Below are 20,237 nucleotides of genomic sequence, written 5' to 3'. Positions count from 1 at the left end.
CACCGGGATATACCGGGCTTATACAGAGGATATGCACGAGATATACATGGACTTTCCACTGTTTATCCACAGACTTGTTAAACCTCTATTTATTGCAATTGGCAGAACTTAGCGATGGATATCATTCAATTACGTGCATTTATCAGCGTCGCACGTGAAGGCACCCTGACCCGCGCCGCTGAGAAGCTGCACGTAACCCAACCCGCGGTCAGCCTGCAGATCAAATCCCTGCAAGAACACCTGGGACTTCAATTGTTCACGCGCAGCGCCGGCGGCATGGTGTTGACGGTCGAAGGCAACAAACTGTTGCCGCTGGCAGAGCGGGTACTGGCCGATCTTCAGGAGTTGCGCCGCCACGCGGCGGCACTGCAGGCAAGCGGGACCAATATCGCCGGCTCGCTTGCCATCGGCACCATCCTCGACCCGGAGTTCATCCGGCTGGGCGCCTTCCTCAAACTGCTGGTCGAACGCCATCCGCAACTCTCGACCAAGCTGTCGCACCACATGTCGGGTTCGGTCTTGAATGAAATCCGCGAAGGCCGGCTCGATGTCGGCTTTTTCCTCGGCGATCCGGGCAAGGGCTTTCACGCCATGACCTTGACGCCCTTCACCTACAACGTGATCGCCCCGGCCGGCTGGAAAAGCCGGGTCGCCGGCAAAGGCTGGAAGGAATTGTCGCGCCTGCCCTGGATCTGGACCCCGCCCGAGTCCGCGCACCACCGGCTGCTGTCCAAGGTATTTGCCGAACACAAGGTCAAACCCGACACCGTCGCCCTGGTCGACCAGGAGTCTTCGATGCTGGACCTGGTGAAATCCGGGGTCGGCCTGTCGCTGGCGCGCGAGTCGATCGCCCTGAGCCAGGCGCATGCCCACGGGTTGGTCATTGCGGACGCGGTTGAATTGTCCACAGAGCTCAGCTTCATTTCCCTGGATAGACAAAAGAACAACGACACCGTCAAGGCGGTGTTCCAGGTATTGCAGGAAGTCTGGAAGCACTGAACTGCTCAACCCAGCTCGATCTGACGGACATCGGGACGTCGCATCCAGCCTGCAGTGCTGGAGCAGACTGCTTGCCAGGTTTCATCGTCTTTGTTGCCGAACCCAAAGGACCTTCGTTGCAACACCGTGCTGGTCAAGGCCTTGAGCGGTTCGGGTTTCCTGTTTTTCACGTGGAAGTTGAGTTGTCCACGCTGTTCCCTGGTTTCTGTTCTTTAAGTTAAAAGGATATATATAAGGATAGTAGTAATGGTTAACGTCGGATTTTTCTGTGGATAACTTGGTTTACATGAAAAGAATCAGTCGTTTACGTCCTTGATAAACGCTTGGTAAGCTTTGGGATTGTCGAGGAACAGATCTTGGACAAAATTTCGGCACTGGATAACTTTGCCTAGATATACCCAATCCATGCGCCTGATATGCAAAGACTTATCCACAGGCCGCCCAAAAATCGGTAAAAAGACCAAATAAAAAGGCTTGTTGACGCGCCATGAGTCCCGATCGACCGCATCTCATCCAACTCCAGCCTTCGGGCATGCAATTCGAGCAACAAAACAAGCTGTCCTTGCTGCAATCGGCGCTGGCGCAGTCGATCCGCCTGCCCAATTCCTGCCGCAACGGCACCTGCCGGACCTGCATGTGCAAGCTCGGCAGTGGACAAATCAGTTACCAGATCGAATGGCCGGGTTTGACCAGGGAGGAAAAAGCCGAAGGATGGATCCTGCCCTGCGTAGCGCAGGCCGAGTCGGATCTGGTGCTGGAGGTCCCGGACGCCGTCGACTTGAAGGGCTGAGGGCCGTTTTGATGCCTTGGCGGGCCTTGGCCGCCATCGGCGGTGGATAACTTATCCCGCGCGCCGGCTTTTCACTTCTCCACAAGCGTTTTTTCATTGCCGAGTGCCTGCGCTTCGCAGAAGTCAGGAAAACGCATTCGTCTTGCATCAACAGGTCTTTCCTGAAGAACAACATCTGCGGTGTTTTACGCACCGCTTTTCGCGTTCGCCGCCGAAGTTCGGGTTTTCAGGCTTTTAGAATAAGTCTGTATATAAAATTAGTAGGTAATGGTTAACACTCGCCACTTTCTGTGGATAACTTGGTTTACCGGAAAAAAATCAGGCGCTTGCGAAAAGTATAAACACTTGGCAAGGCCTGTATGGCGCCCGAATATTTCTTGGATAAATTTTCGGCTTTGGATAACTTTCGGGCTTGTCCCCAATCCGTGAAAAAGTTATTCAGAACTTTATCCACAGGCTGATTTTCGTCCGGCCGAAAACCTGATCGGCCGGGCAATTTTCCGGAATCCCGCATTTCTGGCCGTTTCGGGCTGATTTCCGGTCGTTTTTCCCACCTGTTGAGCTTATTCCAGAGCATTTTTTGATGTTTTCACCGGGCAGCGCATTTTTGTGCGCCTGTGCACAGATCAAAAAAGTGATCGAAAAAAGACGAGGCCGGGAGAGTTATCCCCCGGCCCCGGATGGTCAAAACGTCAATTTCCCTGATGCCTATTTTTTGGGCGCAACTTTTCCACTGCTGTTTTTCGCCGGGCTCTTGCCCGGCGGCGGGGCCTGCGGCGCCTTCTTCACCTCTTCCAGCAGGTTGGCGCAATCGGCCTTCTGTTCGCCGTCCACATTGATCAGCGGCAGGATGGCCGTGACCGGCGCCAGCAGGCCCAGCGCCACCGCACCGCCGGCGCGCAAGGCCAGCACGCCGGCGTTGACGCCGACATCCGGGTTCTTGAACGTGCCCTTCACGTACAGCGGCGAGCGCAGCGAGATGATGCGCAGGCCCTTGCTCTTGGGATGCACGTTCAGGTCCAACTTCTCCTGCTTCATGTCCACCGTGCCGTCGACCAGGATCAGCGCGTCTTCGGTGTCCAGGATCAGGGTCTTGGCCTGCATGACGCCGTTGTTCACAGGCAGGTCGCCGGCCAGGCAGTTCAGCTTTACTTCCTTGTCGCCGAACAGCTTGCTGATGACCACATTGCCCACATTCAGCCCGGCCGCCTCCAGCAGGAACTTGCTGATCGCGCCCTGGCTCACCAGCGTCTTCACCTCGCCGTTGGCCGAGCCCAGCATGGCCGCCACCGAGTTGCCGGTCGCCGACAGCCGGGCGTCGCCGTTGATCTCGCCGAAACTGGTCTTGGATGAGGCCAGCTCCGGATACAGCTGCTGAATCTTCAGGCGCCGCGCCGACAGCTTCATGTCGGACTTCATCTGCTTGTCCTGGCCGTTGAGCCGAATGGTCGAGGTCAGGTTGCCGCCGGCCACGCCGAAGTTCAGCGGATCGAGCGTGAGCACCTTGTCCTTCAGGATCAGGTGCGCCTGCAGGTCGCTGATGGGCAGGTCCTTTTCCTTCAGGATGCGCTTGCCGGTCAGCTTGACGTCGGCGTCCAGCGCGCCCCAGGCCTCGGTGCTGAAGGGTTTGACCGGCAGCACCTTGTCCGTCGGCTGGCGCTCCTCGGCGCCGCGGTTGGCCTTCTCGGTGTTGGAGTCGGCGCCGATCAGGGGCGCCAGGTCGTCGAAGCGCAGCAGCTGGGAGGTGATCGCGCCATCCAGCCGCGGCCGCTGGCCGGCGGTGTTGTAGAACAGGCTGCCGCCGATGTCGCTGGCGCCGACCTTGCCGGTGAATTCCTCATAGCTCCATTCGCTGTGCTTGGCGTCGATCTTGCCCACCAGCCGACCCTCGGTGGCGAAGGGCGGCGTCTCCGGCAGCAGCACGCCGGTCAGCGGATAGAGATTGCCCATGCTGGCGCCCGACACCGACAGGCGCAGGTCCAGCGCGGCCAGTTCGGCGGGTTTGGTCAGCGTGCCGCGCACGCCGATCGCCGTCTTGCCCACCTTGACGTTGGCCTGCAGGGGATAGGGTTGCGACTGGTCCTGCAGCGACAGCACGCCGCCGGCCTTGCCCTCGCCCGCGACCGGCGCGCCGTTGAAACTGCCCTTGAGCTTCCAGCCCAGGCCGTAGACCTTTTCCCGGTCCGGGTCGAGGGTGTCGATCTCGGCCTTGATGTCGATCTTTTGCGTGGCGTCGTCGAGCGCCAGCTTGCCCTGGCGCAGGATCAGGCGCCCCAGCTTCAGGTTCCACGGAGAGGGACCGCTGTCGCTGGTCTTGAAGGTCCAGTTGTTCACACTGTCCTTGTTGCGCAGCAGGGAGACGTCGGGATTCCTGATTTCCAGCGTCGGCACGGAAATGTCGTGCACCAGTAGCGGAACCGGATTGAGCGTGAAGGTGATCTGCTGCACCGTGGCCATCTTGTCGGACTGGGCGAAGGCCTCGGGATTGGCCAGCGTGATGTCGTCGGCCTGCAGGCGCGGCCACGGCACCCAGCGCGACCAGCCCGTCACCGGTGGCGTGGTCGGCTCGGCGCGCTGCCAGTGCAGCGACAGGTTGCCGTTGATGGCGAACTGGCGCCCTATCGATTCAGAGACGTGGCTGTTGATCCAGGGCTTGGCCCGGTTCCAGTCGAAGGTGAGGATGAAGATGATCGCGGCGGCGATCACGAGGATCAGGCTGGCAAGCAGCCACAGGATTATTTTTAGCGGGCGCGGCATAGGTTCGGTCTTCCCGTGAGGGTTGATCAACATGCGCCGATGCCGCGGCCGCCGAATTTTTTCGGTGCAGGCGCACCCGCCGGCCTCCTGTCTCCGGGGAGGCCTGTGGACAAGACGGGTGTTAAGCCTGCGCGCGCCGCATCAGCGCTTCATGTTGATACGACCGAATTCGTCGTGAGTTGTTGCAGAAAGGTGGGCGCGCAGCCATTTATGGGCCGGATTGCGGGCGTCGCGCTCGTGCCACAACATGTCCACATGCTCTTCTGGGGTCTGGAACGGCAGTTCCTTGACCACCAGCACATCGGCCATGCCGGTGGCCGCCACCAGGTGGCGCGGCAGCACGGTCAGCAGCTCCGAGCTGGCCACGATGCGCCCGGCGGTGAAGAACTGGTTCACCGTCAGCAGGATCTTGCGCTCCCGGTTCATGCCCGCCAGCACGTCGTCGATCACCGCGTGCGGTTTGCCCGACAGGCTCACCAGCAGGTGGTCGGCGGCGCAGTAGGTGTCCAGCGTCAGCGGCTGGCCGGCCAGCGGGTGGTTCTTGTTCATCACGCAGACGTACTGGCCGGTGTACAGGCGGGCGTGGCTGATCTGGGTCTTGGCCATGCCCTGGCCGTCGGCCAGCTGGGCGGTCACGCCCGGGAAGAAGCCCACCGCCAGGTCGATGTCGCCGCGCAGCAGCATGGCGCGCGGGTCGCGGGTGGTCAGCGGCATCATGCGGATCTTGATGCGCGGGGCGTCGCGCATGATGGTGCGCACCAGCGACGGTAGCCACAGCGCGGCGGTGGCGTCCACCATGGCCATGCGGAAGGTGTTCTGGGCGCGCGAGATGTCGAAGCTCTCCGGCGCGATCACCGCTTCCAGCTCGGAGAGCGCGCGGCGCACCGTCGGCCACAGCTCCTCGGCGCGTGGCGTCGGCTTCACGCCGTGGGCGGTGCGGATCACCAGGTCGTCGTTGAGCGTGTCGCGCAGGCGACGCAGCGCATTGGAGACAGCCGGCTGGGTCATCGCCAGCAGGTTGGCGGCGCGCGTCAGGTTTTGCTCGGTCATGACCGCGTCGAATACGCGCAGCAGGTTCAGGTCCAGGGTGAGAAAGCTCATAGGGCGGGCCTTTGCGGCTGAAAGTGGATCGCGAACAACATCGTCGAATTGCTATTCACGGATTATATAACTGATATCCGAAAAGGAAATTGGTCAAACAAATGTGAGTTCACTACACTGCAATGCAACATAACACACATCGTCAAGGATCGAATCATGGCAACCATCGCACAAAGCACCAACAGCACTTTCAAGAGCAAGTTCGCAGCCGTCATGCGCAACATCTTCATCCACTTCGTGAAGGCCCACGAGCTGCAAGCCGTCGCTCTGGTCGCCGCCGAGCAGGATCGTGTTGCCGGTTCGCGCCAGCTGAACCGCATGGCCGACAAGTTCGAAGCCACCCAGCCGAACCTGGCCGCCGAACTGCGCTTCATCGCTTCCCGCGGCTGATCGTCGCACCGACCGGCCGGCGACTTGAGGCGCCGGCAGGCCGACAGTAGTTCAGGATTCAAGTTTTACCGGTTGCGCCCCATCGGCTGCGCGACCCGGCGAAAGGCCTAACCGGCCGTCGCCCTGGTAGTAAAGGATTTCGGTTGTTCCGGCGCGTACGGCGCTTGTGTTGACGCTGATTCGATCAACGCGTCAGGACTCCGATCCGTTGTCTCCTCCTCCCTCTTTAGGAAGGATTAACCCCGCAGGCTCAGCCTGTGGGGTTTTTTTTCGTGCCTGCGACGGGTTGCGAGCCGCGTGGCCGGCGCCGGCTGCGACCGGATTATCCCCAGGCGCGGACGGCGCCGCCTGCGCCCTCATTCTCGGAGATATTCACCGCCGCGCGGGAAAACCACAACGTGGCGTTGTATTTTCGCTTCAGCGCCCTCCGCGCGGTCGTTGCAGCGCCCAAAACTGACGTGGCGTGGCGGTCGCAATCCCGCCACGGAAAAGGCTCTCCGGCCGGCAGGCCAGATCCCGGCGCAAATCTCACACCCTCATTCACCAAAGCTATATCTGATATGAGAACTCTAAAGTAGTCATACAAGCCGCCACCAGCCATACTGCGACGCAACAACAGTGAGATTGAACGCCGCGAAACCGTGTCGCGACAGAATTATCAGAGGTAGAAATATCATGTCCTTCCTGAACCTTGCCTTCCCCGCCGAAACCGCGATTCCCTTCGCGCAGGCCCTGGTCGGCATGCTGGCCGCCTACCTGCGCCCGGCCCTGGGACTGGGCGCTCTGGTGACCTTCCTGATGGTGTTCAAGCCGCTGATCATGGGTCTGGCGCAAGCCGCCGTATTGCTGGTCAAGCCGCGCAAGTCGCTGGAGCAACGCATCCTGGCGCACAAGTTCAGCGGCAAGCGCATGCTCAACCGCATGGCCAACGAATACAGCATGACCCAACCCAATTTCGCCGCCGAACTGCGCAACATGGCCGCGCGCGACTGAGCGCCCCGCCCGCAGCTCGAGGCCGACCGGCTTCTGGTCTGTAAGTAGTCTGAGGTTTTGTAGTACGTACTGTGTCTCCTCCTCCCTCTTTAGGAAGGATTAGCCCCGCAAGCGCAAGCTCGCGGGGCTTTTTTTATGTGCCCGCAAGAAGCGGTGTTGCAGCGCGCGGCAATCGTGATAACGTTGTCGACCCGGAAATACTTATCCACACCCGACCATCATGTGCCAGCTCCTTGGGATGAACTGCAACACCCCGACCGATATCGTCTTCAGCTTTACCGGTTTCGCCACGCGCGGAGGACTCACCGACCACCACAGCGACGGCTGGGGCATCGCCTTCTTCGAGGGCTCGGGCGTGCGCACCTTCGTCGACCACCAGGCCGCCGTCGACTCGCCGGTGGCCGAGCTGATCAAGCGCTACCCGATCAAGTCGCAGCACGTCATCGCCCACATCCGCAAGGCCACCCAGGGCCGCGTCACGCTGGCCAACTGCCATCCCTTCGTGCGCGAGCTGTGGGGTCGCTACTGGGTGTTCGCCCACAACGGCGACCTGAAGAACTTCACGCCGCAGCTCGACGGCCCCTTCCGTCCGGTCGGCACCACCGACAGCGAGCTGGCCTTCTGCTACATCCTGCAGGAGATCCGCAAGCGCTTCGGCGACGCCCTGCCCCCGCTGGCCGAGCTGCGCGCCGCGCTGCGCGAGATCGCCGACTACATCGCCGGCCACGGCACCTTCAACATGCTGCTCTCGGACGGCTCGGCGCTCTATACCCACTGCTCCACCAACCTCTACTACATCATCCGCAAGCATCCTTTCGCCCGCGCCAAGCTCTCCGACGACGACCTCTCGGTCGATTTCTCGGAGGTCACCACCGTCAACGACCGCGTGGCCGTCATCGTCACTCAGCCGCTGACCGACAACGAAGTGTGGACGCAATACCAGCCCGGCGAGCTCAAGGTCTTCGTCGACGGCGAGGTGGTGGAATAAAAACGCGGCGGATTATTCATTTTCGCCGCTCAACGGCCCCATTTCGGGGCCGGTTGTCAGCCAAAAAAACGACAAAAGGGACAAAGTCACAAGGTCTCCCCTAAATCGGCGTGTAGATCACCAGCAACATTGTCCCCAAATAAACAGTTGCTCAAACAGCAATCCATTGACTCTGTCCCCCTGTGAGCAGCGTCGGGCTGAGGCTTGTCAAAAAAATAATGCACGAACCCCGCATTTCCCGCCTGTGGATATTATTTTTTACTCTGGCAAATTGCCTCATCGCCTGTGGATAACTTCTCCGCATCAGGGTAAAATGCGTCCCTCGTTCGTGCCCGGTTCATTATCTCGGCCACCCCGACCCCGAACCGCTACCCCGGCGCCGCACCTCATTCAATAAGAAAGCTTCATGGAAAATTTCTGGCAGACCTGCTCCACCAAGCTTGAGCAGGAGCTGACGCCTCAGCAATACAGCGCCTGGATCAAGCCGCTCATTCCGCTCGACTACGAAGACGGTTTGCTGCGCATCGCCGCGCCCAATCGCTTCAAGCTGGACTGGGTCAAGGCCCAGTTCGCCAACCGCATCACCAACCTCGCCAGCGAGTACTGGGAAGCGCCCACCGAAGTCCAGTTCGTGCTCGATCCGCGCATCGGCCAGGCGCGCCGCGCGTCGGCCAGCGCCCAGCCAGGCGGCGGCGGCGCATCGGGCCTGGGCCTGCCGACGCACGAGCAGCTGCACCTCGATCCGGAGCCGGCCGCGCCGGTGCGCGCGGTGGCGCCTCGCCAGGAGCAGTCGCGCATCAACCCGGTGCTGACCTTCGACAACCTGGTCACCGGTAAGGCCAACCAACTGGCGCGCGCCGCCGCCACGCAGGTCGCCAACAACCCCGGCACCTCGTACAACCCGCTGTTCCTGTACGGCGGCGTGGGCCTGGGTAAAACCCACATCATCCACGCCATCGGCAACCAGGTGCTTGTGGATAACCCGGGCGCCAAGATCCGCTACATCCACGCCGAGCAATACGTGCGCGACGTGGTCACGGCCTACCAGCGCAAGGGTTTCGACGACTTCAAGCGCTACTACCACTCGCTGGACCTGCTGCTGATCGACGATATCCAGTTCTTCGGCGGCAAGAGCCGCACCCAGGAAGAATTCTTCTACGCCTTCGAAGCGCTGATCGCCGCCAAGAAGCAGATCATCATCACCAGTGATACCTATCCCAAGGAAATCACCGGCATGGACGATCGCCTGATTTCCCGCTTCGACTCCGGCCTGACGGTGGCCATCGAGCCGCCCGAGCTGGAAATGCGCGTGGCCATCCTGATGAAAAAGGCTGCTGCCGAAGACGTGGTGCTGTCCGACGACGTCGCCTTCTTCGTCGGCAAGCACCTGCGCTCCAACGTGCGCGAGCTGGAAGGCGCGCTGCGCAAGATCCTGGCCTACTCCCGTTTCCACGGCAAGGACATCACCATCGATGTCGTCAAGGAAGCGTTGAAGGACCTGCTGTCGGTGCAGAACCGCCAGATCTCGGTGGAAAACATCCAGAAGACCGTGGCCGACTTCTTCAACATCAAGGTCGCCGACATGTACTCGAAAAAGCGCCCGGCCAATATCGCCCGCCCGCGCCAGATCGCCATGTACCTGGCCAAGGAGCTGACCCAGAAGAGTCTGCCGGAGATCGGCGACCTCTTCGGCGGCCGCGACCATACAACCGTGCTGCACGCGGTGCGCAAGATCGCCGCCGACCGCGCCAAGAGCCCGGAGTGCAACCACGAGCTGCACGTGCTGGAGCAGACCCTGAAGGGATGATGGCCGCCGGCGCTTGTGGACAAGGAAATCTTGTCCACATCGCCCACGGAAAATGAAAATGCCGCCCGGCTGCAAACCGGGCGGCATTTTTGTTGGGGACGATGATTTGTCCACAGCACCTTGCGCCAGCGGGCCGGCGCGTATTTCCGGCGGTGGATAAATCAACTTGCCGGAAAGAATGCGGGTTTGGCCCGCCGGTCAATTTATCCACAAGCCGGCACGTCAGACGCGTGCGGCAAGATCCATCCATCAGCCCGAAACCCGCGTCCCGCGGGCACCAAGGATTATCCACAGCAGGCAGCGGCGGGCGTTTGGCGACGCAGGCATCGACTTACCCACACCCGCATTCACTAGGCGAACTTGTGAACAACTCAGCGAGCCAAGAGAAGTCAAAAAAATCGCCTGTGAACAAGATGACTTATACACAACGATAGCCAAGGGCGCCCTCGACAAAGAAGGCATAGCCAAACAGGCAATGTGGAAAACATAACTTATCCACAAATCCTCACAAACCTAAGCCAACCGGCGCATCAAGTCGCCACCCCATCCGTGCACAAAAAAGCGGCACAACGCCGCTCGCCAAACCCGACTTATCCACAACGCGCATGCCCATCCCCGCGCCGCCCGGCGAGCGGCCGGCGCATTCCGCAAAGCACCCGCGCCGCCCCATCAATTTCCTTCGTAAAAGCCCTCTTCCGAGGCTCAAGCGACTACTCGGAAAGGGGGATGATTGGTACAATGTCAGACGATATTTCGCCGGCGGACGCAAGGGCCGCCCAGAACGCAGAAAATCCGCGGGGTATCACGGAAACTTCGGAGAAAATCCCTTTAAAAACGGGAATTAACCTCCAAATGTTCATAACGTGTGGCCAGTGCATAGCGTCGCCAAGGATCGTTGAGAAGCCCGCAACAATCCGCCGCGGCCGACTTGCCGGCTTCTTCGGAACGGGTTTCGGACCGGCGGCGGCCGGACATGCAAATGCAGGAGCGTTGCGTATTCAGGCAGGTTCCGGCTGCATGCAGCTGTTTTTCACCAGAGGAGGAACACGCGCGACATTTGCATGACCGGAAGCCCGCCAATGGCATCCTTTAATGACCACTACTAGCAAGGACAAACAGACTATGCAATTGGTTAAAACCCAAAGAGACACGCTCCTGCGTCCTCTGCAGATCGTGAGCGGTATTGTCGAGCGTCGGCACACATTGCCGATTCTGGCCAATATCCTCATCCGCAAGGACGGCGAGAAGGTGTCTTTCCTGTCCACCGACATCGAAGTGCAGATCACCACGCACGCCGAAGTCGGTTCCGGCAGCGACGCGGTCGCCACCACCGTGGCTGCGCGCAAGCTGCTCGACATCCTGCGCGCCCTGCCTGACTCCGGCGAAGTATCGATCTCCCTGGCCAACAAGCGCATGACGGTGCAGTCCGGCAAGTCGCGCTTCGCGCTGCAGACCCTGGCCGCGGAAGAATTCCCCACCGTCGCCCAGGCCGAGCAGTACAACGCCCAGGTCACCCTGCCGCAAAAGACCCTGAAGCACCTGTTCAACATGGTCCACTTCGCCATGGCCCAGCAGGACATCCGTTACTACCTCAACGGCCTGCTGCTGGTGGTCGAAGGCAAGAACGTCATCGCGGTCGCCACCGACGGCCACCGCCTGGCCTTCTGCCAGGTCGCCACCGAACAGGACTTCCCGCGCCAGGAAGTCATCATCCCGCGCAAGACCATCATCGAGCTGCAGCGCCTGCTCGACGAGAGCGACGATGAAGTCAAGCTGGAGATCGCCAACAACCAGGTCAAGCTGACCTTCGCCGACATCGAGCTGATCTCCAAGCTGGTCGAAGGCAAGTTCCCCGACTACACCCGCGTGGTGCCCAAGGGCTACAAGAACGGCTTCACCATCAGTCGCGAACAGCTGCTGCGTTCGCTGCAGCGCGCCGCCATCATGACCAGCGACAAGTTCAAGGGCGTGCGCTGGGTGATCGCTCCCGGCAGCCTGAAGATCAGCTCCACCAACGCCGACCAGGAAGAAGCGGTCGAAGAGCTGGAAATCGACTACGGCGGCGACACCGTCGACATCGGTTTCAACGTCAGCTACCTGCTCGACGTCCTCAACAACCTCAAGAACGACTACGTCAACATCGCCCTGGGCGATGCCAACTCGTCGGCCCTGATCACCATCCCGGAAAACGCCGACTTCAAATACGTCGTCATGCCGATGCGTATCTGAGCATTACCGCTTCAAGCGAACGAGGGGCCGTCCGAGACGGCCCCTCAGTCGCTTTTAAGAATTCCGTTTTAAGCAGTTCCCTGTCGTTTTTTCGCAGTTCTCTAGTCGTTTGGCTAGCTTTTTCAGAAGGTAACCATGTCCTCCAGCCCAGCAGACAACACCAACACCGCGCAGCAAAGTTACGGCGCTTCCTCCATCCAGATCCTGGAAGGCCTGGAAGCGGTGCGCAAGCGTCCCGGCATGTACATTGGCGATACTTCTGACGGCACCGGTCTGCACCACCTGGTCTTCGAGGTGCTGGACAACTCCATCGACGAGGCACTGGCCGGCTACTGCAGCGAGATCCACGTCACCATCCACGCCGACAACTCCATCTCCATCACCGACAACGGCCGCGGTATCCCCACCGGCCTGAAGATGGACGACAAGCACGAACCCAAGCGCTCCGCCGCCGAGATCGTGATGACCGAGCTGCACGCCGGCGGCAAGTTCGACCAGAACTCCTACAAGGTCTCCGGCGGCCTGCACGGCGTGGGCGTGTCCTGCGTGAACGCGCTGTCCAAGAAGCTGCTGCTGACCATCCGCCGCGACGGCAAAGTGCACTCCATGGAGTTCGCCAAGGGCGTGGTGCAGAACCGCGAACTGGAAACCATCGACGGCATCCAGGTCTCCCCCATCAAGGTCGTCGGCGAGTCCGACAAGAAGGGCACCGAAGTCCACTTCTGGGCCGACGAAGAGATCTTCACCCACGTCGAGTTCCACTACGAGATCCTCGCCAAGCGCATCCGCGAACTCTCCTTCCTGAACAACGGCGTGCACATCAAGCTCACCGACCAGCGCACCGGCAAGGAAGAAAACTTCGCCTTCGAAGGCGGCACCCGCGGTTTTGTTGAATACATCAACAAGAACAAGAGCGTGCTCAACCCGACCATCTTCCAGGCCACCGGCGAGAAGCAGTCCGACCAGGGCACCACCATCTCGGTGGACGTCTCCATGCAGTGGAACGACGCCTACAACGAGCAGGTGCTCTGCTTCACCAACAACATCCCGCAGCGCGACGGCGGCACCCACCTGACCGGCCTGCGCGCGGCGATGACCCGCGTCATCAACAAGTACATCGAAGAAAACGACCTGGCCAAGAAAGCCAAGGTCGAAGTCTCCGGCGACGACATGCGCGAAGGCCTCACCTGCGTGCTCTCGGTGAAGGTGCCGGAGCCCAAGTTCAGCTCGCAGACCAAGGACAAGCTGGTCTCCAGCGAAGTGCGCGGCCCGGTCGAAGAAATCGTCGCCAAGACCCTGACCGACTTCCTGATGGAAAAGCCCAACGACGCCAAGATCATCTGCGGCAAGATCGTCGAAGCCGCCCGCGCGCGCGAAGCCGCGCGCAAGGCGCGCGAACTGACCCGCCGCAAGGGCGTCATGGACGGTCTGGGTTTGTCTTCCAAGCTGGCTGACTGCCAGGAACGCGACCCGGCCCTGTGCGAGCTCTACATCGTCGAGGGTGACTCCGCAGGCGGCTCCGCCAAGCAAGGCCGCGACCGCAAGTTCCAGGCCATCCTGCCGCTGCGCGGCAAGGTGCTGAACGTCGAGAAGGCGCGCTTCGAGAAGATGCTCTCCTCCGAGCAGATCACCACCCTGATCGCAACGTTGGGCACCAGCATCGGCGCCGATGAATTCAACCCGGACAAGCTGCGCTACCACCGCATCATCATCATGACCGATGCGGACGTCGACGGCGCCCACATCCGCACCCTGCTGCTGACCCTCTTCTACCGCCAGATGCCGGCGCTGGTCGAGCGTGGCCACATCTATATCGCCCAGCCGCCGCTCTACAAGGTCAAGGCCGGCAAGGACGAGCGCTACCTCAAGGACGACTTCGAGGAAGCGCAATACATGATGCAGATCGCCCTCAACGACGCCGAGTTGAAGCCCGCTGAAGACGCCGCCGGCATCAGCGGCGACGCCCTGGTCGAACTGGCCCGCCAGTACAACACCGCCAACGCCATCATCATGCGCCTGACCCGCGCCATCGACGAGGCCGCGCTGGACGCCATCATGAACGCCGGCGTCGTCCTGAAGATGGAAAACCTGGCCCAGGCCGAAGCCACCGCAGCCGAGCTCACCAAGGCCATCGCCGACCCCACCGTGCAAGTCATCGCCAAGCTCGACGAACTCTCCGAGAAGGTCGCCCTGCACATCCAGCGCCGCCACCACGGCAACATCAAGGCCACCGTGATCGACGCCGACTTCGCCAGCGGCCCCGACTACCAGGTCCTGAGCACCGCCGCCCAGACCTTCAAGGGCCTGATCCGCAAGGGTGCTGTCATCGCCCGCGGCACCGGCGAAAAGCGCAAGGAATCCGCCATCACCGACTTCCGCCAGGCCATGGCCTGGCTGCGGGACGAAGCCGAACGCGGCGTCAACAAGCAGCGCTACAAAGGCCTGGGCGAGATGAATCCCGAGCAGCTGTGGGAAACCACCATGGATCCGACCGTGCGTCGTTTGCTGAAGGTGCAAATTGAAGATGCGATTGCTGCGGATCAGATCTTCATGACGCTGATGGGGGATGATGTGGAGCCGCGTCGGGCGTTTATTGAGTCTAATGCGTTGCAGGCGGGGAATATTGACGTTTGATGGGTTGTTCAAGCAAAGATTGTTAAAACACCCGGCAGCATTTCGATGAGGCTCATTGCGGTTACGGGTGTTTGGTTGGGGTACAGGGCCATTCTAAAAATGGCTCTTCGCTTTGTTTGATTTTCGCGGGCAGCCAGTCTAAGGATGTGGCAGTCGAAGACTTCGCCAAGCCACATTCCCAGATCACAATCACTCGCCAACCTAATTCCCCTAGTTCTTGAATAACTCGTACATCTCTGCGCTTGTTGTTCGCGAATTTATTTTGCCAAATCTCTTTTCTAGAACTGGGCATATAAGCTCTGTTGCAGCTCTCATGTTGATGCCAAAAGCAGCCATGGACAAAGATGACAGTCCTGTATTTGGGTAAAGATAAATCGGGTTTTCCTGGCAGCTGACGATCATGTAGTCGATATCGGAAGCCATTGGCATGTAGATATCTACGAACAGCCATTTCTGGTTTCGTGTCTTTAGAGCGAATGTTGGCCATCATTCGAGATCGGATTGTGCTATCGACAATATCCATGGCATTCGTCACGCATACTAAAACAATGAATTCTTGTTAAAAGAATGAGTTCAAGCAAAAAAGTCATCCCCATAGTGGACTTATTCGCTGGCCCGGGGGGGCTGGGCGAAGGTTTTTCTTCAGTGGCAACGGACCCTTTTCGGATCCTAGTGTCCGCCGAAATGGATAAGTTCGCGCATCGCACCTTGATGCTGAGGGCGTTTTATCGAATATTGAAAAGAGAGACGCCAGCAGAGCTTATTCACTACTATGCGTTCTGCAATCGAGCCGAGGTCTTTCCCGTCACACCCACAATTCGTGCTGCTCAGCAAAAAGCTGAAGCTGAGGCGCTGCGTCTCACGCTTGGAGATGAAAAAGATAATGAGCGCTTGGATAAGATTATTAGTGATGCTGGCTTAAGCGACAGAAAGCCTTGGGTTTTGATTGGTGGGCCACCGTGTCAAGCATATTCCTTGGTGGGACGCTCCAGAAATAAGGGAAATAGCGACTATCGTCCAGAAAATGATCATCGTCATTTTCTTTATAAAGAGTACTTACGGATTATCCAAAAGTATCGTCCAGCGATATTCGTCATGGAGAACGTAAAAGGTATTCTTTCAGCGTCGGTGGCTAATAAGCAGATGTTCAAGTCGATACTTGAAGATCTTGCAGATCCGGACCAAGCAATAGGAGTGAAGTCTAAAAAATCCGGCTATCGGATTTTTTCCTTGTCCCACGATATCTATTTTGACGCTGATTCCGATTTTAGCGAATTAGATCCCCGTAAATTCATTGTTCGCGCTGAAGAATACGGCGTACCTCAAGCGCGCCACAGAGTCATTCTTGTTGGCGTAAGAAGAGATCTAGGGCTGAAAAAAATAACACTGCTAAAGCGCCGTGCGCAGCCGTCGTCGGTAAAAGAGGCAATTGAGACTCTGCCTCCACTGCGTAGTCATTTGAGCCGGCGAGTTGACGACGCCAACGAGTGGACTAAGACAGTAAAGCAGCAGTTCGAGATATTGAGCAGAGCTGCCAAAGAAAAAGGGGCCGTTGAACTTGAAAAAGAACTCGCGCGCAACGCGACGCTTATCAGTGGGCGCTATTCAATAGGAGGACTTCGAATAGCGAAAGCACGGCCCACATTAACGTTAGGGAAAAGCGGTGCCTTAAATCAATGGTATGAAGATAAAAGCTTAGCGGTGTGGCTAAACCACGAAGCGCGTGGCCACATGGCCTCAGATCTGATGCGTTATGCATATGCAACCACTTACGCCCATGTCCAAGGTCGTTCTCCAAAAGGGCATGAGGATTTTAATATGGCGGAAGGCCTTAAGCCGGCCCATGCAAATTGGGAAAGCGGGAAATTTGCTGACAGATTCAAAGTTCAGATGTGGTCCGGACCTTCAACAACTGTCACTAGTCATATCTCCAAAGATGGCCATTACTTCATCCACCCAGATCCTAAGCAGTGCCGTAGCTTAACAGTGCGAGAGGCTGCTAGGCTTCAGACATTTCCAGATAATTATTTCTTTCAGGGAAATCGAACACAGCAATATCATCAGGTTGGTAACGCGGTTCCCCCGTTTTTGGCGTGCCAGATTGGCCTTATCGTTAAGATGGCGCTTGACGAGATTAGCTAATCTCGTCAAGCGCCATCACTATATTCTTACTCGCTAGAATATGCAGGTGTGCCGATTCTGCTGAAGTAGGCTCCAAAACGTTCTACAAGTGAAGGGACAAAAAGCGGCGATAGTGAAGCGAATCGCAGTGGAAGCAGCTGTACTACCGCCTCTGCTGCAGGTAAAGCTCTGATATGGTGAAACTGTGCCATCCATGGGCCGTGCGTTTGGCTATTGTTGTCCCTCATCGGATGCAGAAAATGCTGCTTTGGCATTCGTTCGTGCTGTATAAGCTCATTGCATTTTCTTTCGCTTTTTGCGCCAGCGCCCAATGCTGCCGCCCATAACTCAGAAACATCCTTGCATTTAGCCAAGAGGATGGTCTCAACTTTTCCGGCGGAAGCAAGATCACATCTCGGGGTTACAACAATCCAAACGTCACCATCTATATTTACTAAATCTCCGGTATCAAGCCGGTTTTTTATTGGGGGAACGAAGTAAGTCTCCTCTGGATGAGTACGATCTCCGCTGGCATCGAGCAACGCGTCATGTACGTGAGCGACCACGTGTCGAGCAAGAACATCCGTCAGGCTCTGGTTGCCAGGCAGAGAGTCGCTTGTCCAGTGATTCCAACGCGGCCAAATAGATCCGAAGAAGATTTTGGCTGTTTCCCTATTGAACGTCTGATTTGCAGCGCGTAGTCGTAAGAACAGATCTTTATTAGAAGAAAGCCAATCAAATACTTGGGCTAGCCCTTCACCTTTGTTCATTATCCGGACTTGCGGTACACGATAGTCGTCCGCTTCGGATTGTTGACCGGTGTATACCACCACACCCATAGGCTCTGTTACAAGAATATGGCGCACCAAGTCGTTCCCATTCGTATTGTTTTCCTCTACGCCGTCTTCGATCTCCAGGCGAAGATCAACGACTGCCGCGTCAAAACGGAATTGACCGATTAGCGACAATGCGCCTTGGACGCTTTTTGCAAATTGTGCATTGACAGAGAATTTTTTGTTTTCGACGTCAACATTGTGTGCCGCAATTGCGTCGACCCATTCTTTGATTTTTGACTCTTCGTCTTCAGCGACCAATATGCGCAGTTCGGCAAAACTTTCCATTACGCCCTCTTCATCTCAATAACAAAAGTTGTTTCGTCAGCGTCAGGGTCAAAAGCAACGTCCCCCTTACTTGCTCGCATAGCTTCCCTGGCTATGGCCAACCCAATTCCTGATCCTTCTGTTTTTAGCGAGAAACCAGGGCTAAAAAGTCGAGGATAGAATCTCTCATCTATCAGCGCGCCATTATTCGAAATACTTAATCGGACGTACTTTTTTGAATGAACAGTGGAAAGCTTCAATTTGCGAGGCTTTAAAGAACTCACACCCAGCCAATGAATTGCATTATCAATTATGTTCAGCAGGGCAGCCATTAGATCCGCTTCATAGCCGACAACTAACGGCTGTTCCTCCGCACCAAGTATTTCTAATTCTATGGAGTGGTCCTTTATGGAATCGCTGAACAAACCAATACATCTATCCAATACGTCTGTAAGAGCAAAGTTTTTTGGACGTCCCCGCTTCTTTCCAGAAATTGGATCAAGGGTTCTGAATAACTTGTTCAGCTGTCCCGCTGATGAGTGAATAGAGCTGGCTTCGCCATTAAAAGTATTGCGGAAGTGCTCCCCAAACTTGGAGTTTTCTTCAAGTCTAGGTGCTCCTTCTACCAAACGTTTTGAACGAGTAGTCACATCAGAAAGGAAGCGTCTTCCATCGTGCAAAACTTGAGCAACAACCAAGCCCAATGTTGAGTGAGATGCAAGCGCTTGTTGATATGTTTCGAGCTCTCCAATAGATGTTTTCAACGCCAAGCTGTCTTGCTTCATTGCTCGTTCTAGCTTCTCCCTATATTTCACGGGTAGATCGGAGATAGCGCGAGTAGTCGCTCTAAGATTGGCGCGTTCCTTTACTTCATCAGTGTCTACATTTGTTTTTCTACTGAGGCCTGCCGTTTGACGGAAGTCTTGGCGAATTGTCTCCACAATGGTGAGTAGGTCGGTGATTAGCCTTTGCAAGCGCTCGAAGGAACCGTTGTGTTCTAAGCCCTCACGACTACTTCTTTCTATCAATCCAGACGAGAATTCATCTTCAATTTCTACCATCCCCCATACCTGATTGAGGCCTAATTTCTTTGAGGGATTCTGAACGCGCATTCTTTCCAACTCTAGCCAGTCTGTCTCTGCATCGCCATAAGGGCGGATGCGAAAACCATTCCGATAGATACCGATGCCTATATTTTCATCAAGTACTTTTTTCGCCTCGAGTCGCCCAATTGCACCTAAACCCAACGCCTGAAAAAGATCTACTACAGCATCTCCTTCGCGATCATAGATGTTCAATTTCAATTGCAGGCTTCCACAAGCTGCTTCATCTGTCGTAAGGTCCGTGGCACTTATTTCTATTGGTTGAGGTTTGTGGTCGCCGCGGCGATTTATGAATGTTCCAGAAAACGAACCATCATTCTTGAAAATTCCGTTGACCGTGTAATGACAGATTTCGCCGATGGGCAATGGCCGGATTTCAGTTGGATCAATATCATCGCTGTCGGATTCTCGATTCGCACCAGAAACTAGTGCTTGACCGTCAAAACCATGGATGTCCGAATTGAATGCCGAGATGTCAAGATAAATCTTAAATTGATCTTCCCGAGCAACAATAGGAGACGCAATCCGACGTAGTTCCTTAACTAACTGTCTTAGCTGGTTCTCTGTCCATGAGTCTCTTAGGTCTTTAATTTCTAGTGTGACGCCAGGAACATCATGGATATTTCCAGGGTGTGTTCGGACCTCAATATCGACCTCATCCAAATATTTACTGTGCTCGAAATCGGCCCAATTTAGGGTGATTTCGCTCACTTCAGTTTTAGCCTCTGACTTCTTGACGGTCTTTAGATTTAGATAGGAGCCGAGTCTCGCCGTGGCGAATCGCCCGACCCCTTTTGCTCCTAACATTGTCCGATCACCTGGGCTTTTACGTCGCTCAACCTTGTCGCTAGTGGCCGGCTCAAACCACTTCTCTGTCAAATCTGATGCCGACATTCCGTGACCTCGATCAATGACCACGATGGAGTCTTTACTGGCCCGGTCGCTATTTTGGGGAGTAATAGTAATGTGAACCAAAGGTGAGTCTGCGTCATATGCATTCTTTACCAACTCTATGAGAGCCGCTTCGGGGCCGCTAATAAGCTGATCTCCGATAGTTCTAATAATTCTTGCTCGTGGGCGTAGTTTCGCCATTTAACCCCCCATGTTTTCTTGTTATGAACCGACGATTGCCACATGGCCCCCTTGAACGGCTCGCTCAGAAGTTACAATTTTTACGTAACACGAATTTACCAGATGATAAGAATAATCGCATGGAAGATATATC

14 protein-coding genes are annotated in these 20,237 nt (G+C 56.9%); 9 read left to right on the top strand and 5 right to left on the bottom strand.

The window, feature by feature from the left end:
- Window positions 1-114: 114 nt before the first annotated feature.
- Together CEJ42_RS21500 and CEJ42_RS21495 are read left to right on the top strand one after the other, a co-directional pair.
- The gene (locus tag CEJ42_RS21500; protein WP_088752483.1) at window positions 115-999 is read left to right on the top strand and encodes a LysR family transcriptional regulator; all 885 of its coding nucleotides are present in this window, start codon (window positions 115-117) and stop codon (window positions 997-999) included.
- Window positions 1,000-1,486: 487 nt separating this feature from the next.
- A complete protein-coding gene (locus CEJ42_RS21495; RefSeq protein WP_079217410.1) occupies window positions 1,487-1,789 on the top strand; it encodes a 2Fe-2S iron-sulfur cluster-binding protein in 303 nt (100 codons plus the stop codon).
- Window positions 1,790-2,497: 708 nt separating this feature from the next.
- Here CEJ42_RS21495 and CEJ42_RS21490 read toward each other — a convergent pair.
- Window positions 2,498-4,546 carry an AsmA family protein gene (locus CEJ42_RS21490; RefSeq protein ID WP_207760469.1) on the bottom strand — a complete coding sequence of 683 codons (2,049 nt, stop codon included), beginning with the start codon at window positions 4,544-4,546 and terminating at the stop codon, window positions 2,498-2,500.
- A 141-nt stretch (window positions 4,547-4,687) separates the two neighbouring features.
- A complete protein-coding gene (locus CEJ42_RS21485) occupies window positions 4,688-5,647 on the bottom strand; it encodes a LysR family transcriptional regulator (protein ID WP_079217408.1) in 960 nt (319 codons plus the stop codon).
- A gap of 156 nt (window positions 5,648-5,803) precedes the next feature.
- Here CEJ42_RS21485 and CEJ42_RS21480 point away from each other — a divergent pair, with 156 nt between their 5' ends.
- From CEJ42_RS21480 to gyrB, 6 genes are all read left to right on the top strand, one after another.
- On the top strand, window positions 5,804-6,037 hold the full coding sequence (locus CEJ42_RS21480; protein WP_079217407.1) for a hypothetical protein: 234 nt from the start codon (window positions 5,804-5,806) through the stop codon (window positions 6,035-6,037).
- 675 nt (window positions 6,038-6,712) lie between these two features.
- A complete protein-coding gene (locus CEJ42_RS21475; protein WP_079217406.1) occupies window positions 6,713-7,030 on the top strand; it encodes a hypothetical protein in 318 nt (105 codons plus the stop codon).
- Window positions 7,031-7,250: 220 nt separating this feature from the next.
- A complete protein-coding gene (locus CEJ42_RS21470; RefSeq protein WP_079217405.1) occupies window positions 7,251-8,018 on the top strand; it encodes a class II glutamine amidotransferase in 768 nt (255 codons plus the stop codon).
- Window positions 8,019-8,424: 406 nt separating this feature from the next.
- Entirely contained in the window at window positions 8,425-9,825 is a 1,401-nt protein-coding gene (gene dnaA / locus CEJ42_RS21465; RefSeq protein ID WP_079217404.1) for a chromosomal replication initiator protein DnaA, read from the top strand.
- Window positions 9,826-10,947: 1,122 nt separating this feature from the next.
- Window positions 10,948-12,054 (top strand): DNA polymerase III subunit beta, encoded by a 1,107-nt coding sequence (gene dnaN, locus CEJ42_RS21460; RefSeq protein WP_079217403.1) that lies wholly within the window; start codon window positions 10,948-10,950, stop codon window positions 12,052-12,054.
- Window positions 12,055-12,189: 135 nt separating this feature from the next.
- Window positions 12,190-14,688 (top strand): DNA topoisomerase (ATP-hydrolyzing) subunit B, encoded by a 2,499-nt coding sequence (gene gyrB / locus CEJ42_RS21455; protein ID WP_088752481.1) that lies wholly within the window; start codon window positions 12,190-12,192, stop codon window positions 14,686-14,688.
- 61 nt (window positions 14,689-14,749) lie between these two features.
- Here gyrB and CEJ42_RS21450 read toward each other — a convergent pair whose 3' ends face one another.
- A complete protein-coding gene (locus CEJ42_RS21450; RefSeq protein ID WP_088752480.1) occupies window positions 14,750-15,211 on the bottom strand; it encodes a very short patch repair endonuclease in 462 nt (153 codons plus the stop codon).
- Between the two features lie 44 nt (window positions 15,212-15,255).
- Between CEJ42_RS21450 and CEJ42_RS21445 the strand changes: the two genes are divergently transcribed.
- A complete protein-coding gene (locus tag CEJ42_RS21445) occupies window positions 15,256-16,830 on the top strand; it encodes a DNA cytosine methyltransferase (protein WP_088752479.1) in 1,575 nt (524 codons plus the stop codon).
- Between the two features lie 26 nt (window positions 16,831-16,856).
- Here CEJ42_RS21445 and CEJ42_RS21440 read toward each other — a convergent pair whose 3' ends face one another.
- Complete coding sequence (locus CEJ42_RS21440; protein WP_088752478.1) at window positions 16,857-17,930, bottom strand: DNA-binding transcriptional response regulator; 1,074 nt, start codon at window positions 17,928-17,930, stop codon at window positions 16,857-16,859.
- Entirely contained in the window at window positions 17,930-20,104 is a 2,175-nt protein-coding gene (locus tag CEJ42_RS21435) for a sensor histidine kinase (protein ID WP_088752477.1), read from the bottom strand. Before CEJ42_RS21435 ends, CEJ42_RS21440 begins: the two co-directional genes overlap by 1 nt.
- Window positions 20,105-20,237 lie beyond the last annotated feature (133 nt).

Source organism: Herbaspirillum robiniae (assembly GCF_002213415.1).
Taxonomy (GTDB): Bacteria; Pseudomonadota; Gammaproteobacteria; order Burkholderiales; family Burkholderiaceae_D; genus Herbaspirillum; species Herbaspirillum robiniae.
Note: the sequence above shows the minus strand (reverse complement) of the source record. Positions and strands in the feature narration are given on the sequence as shown.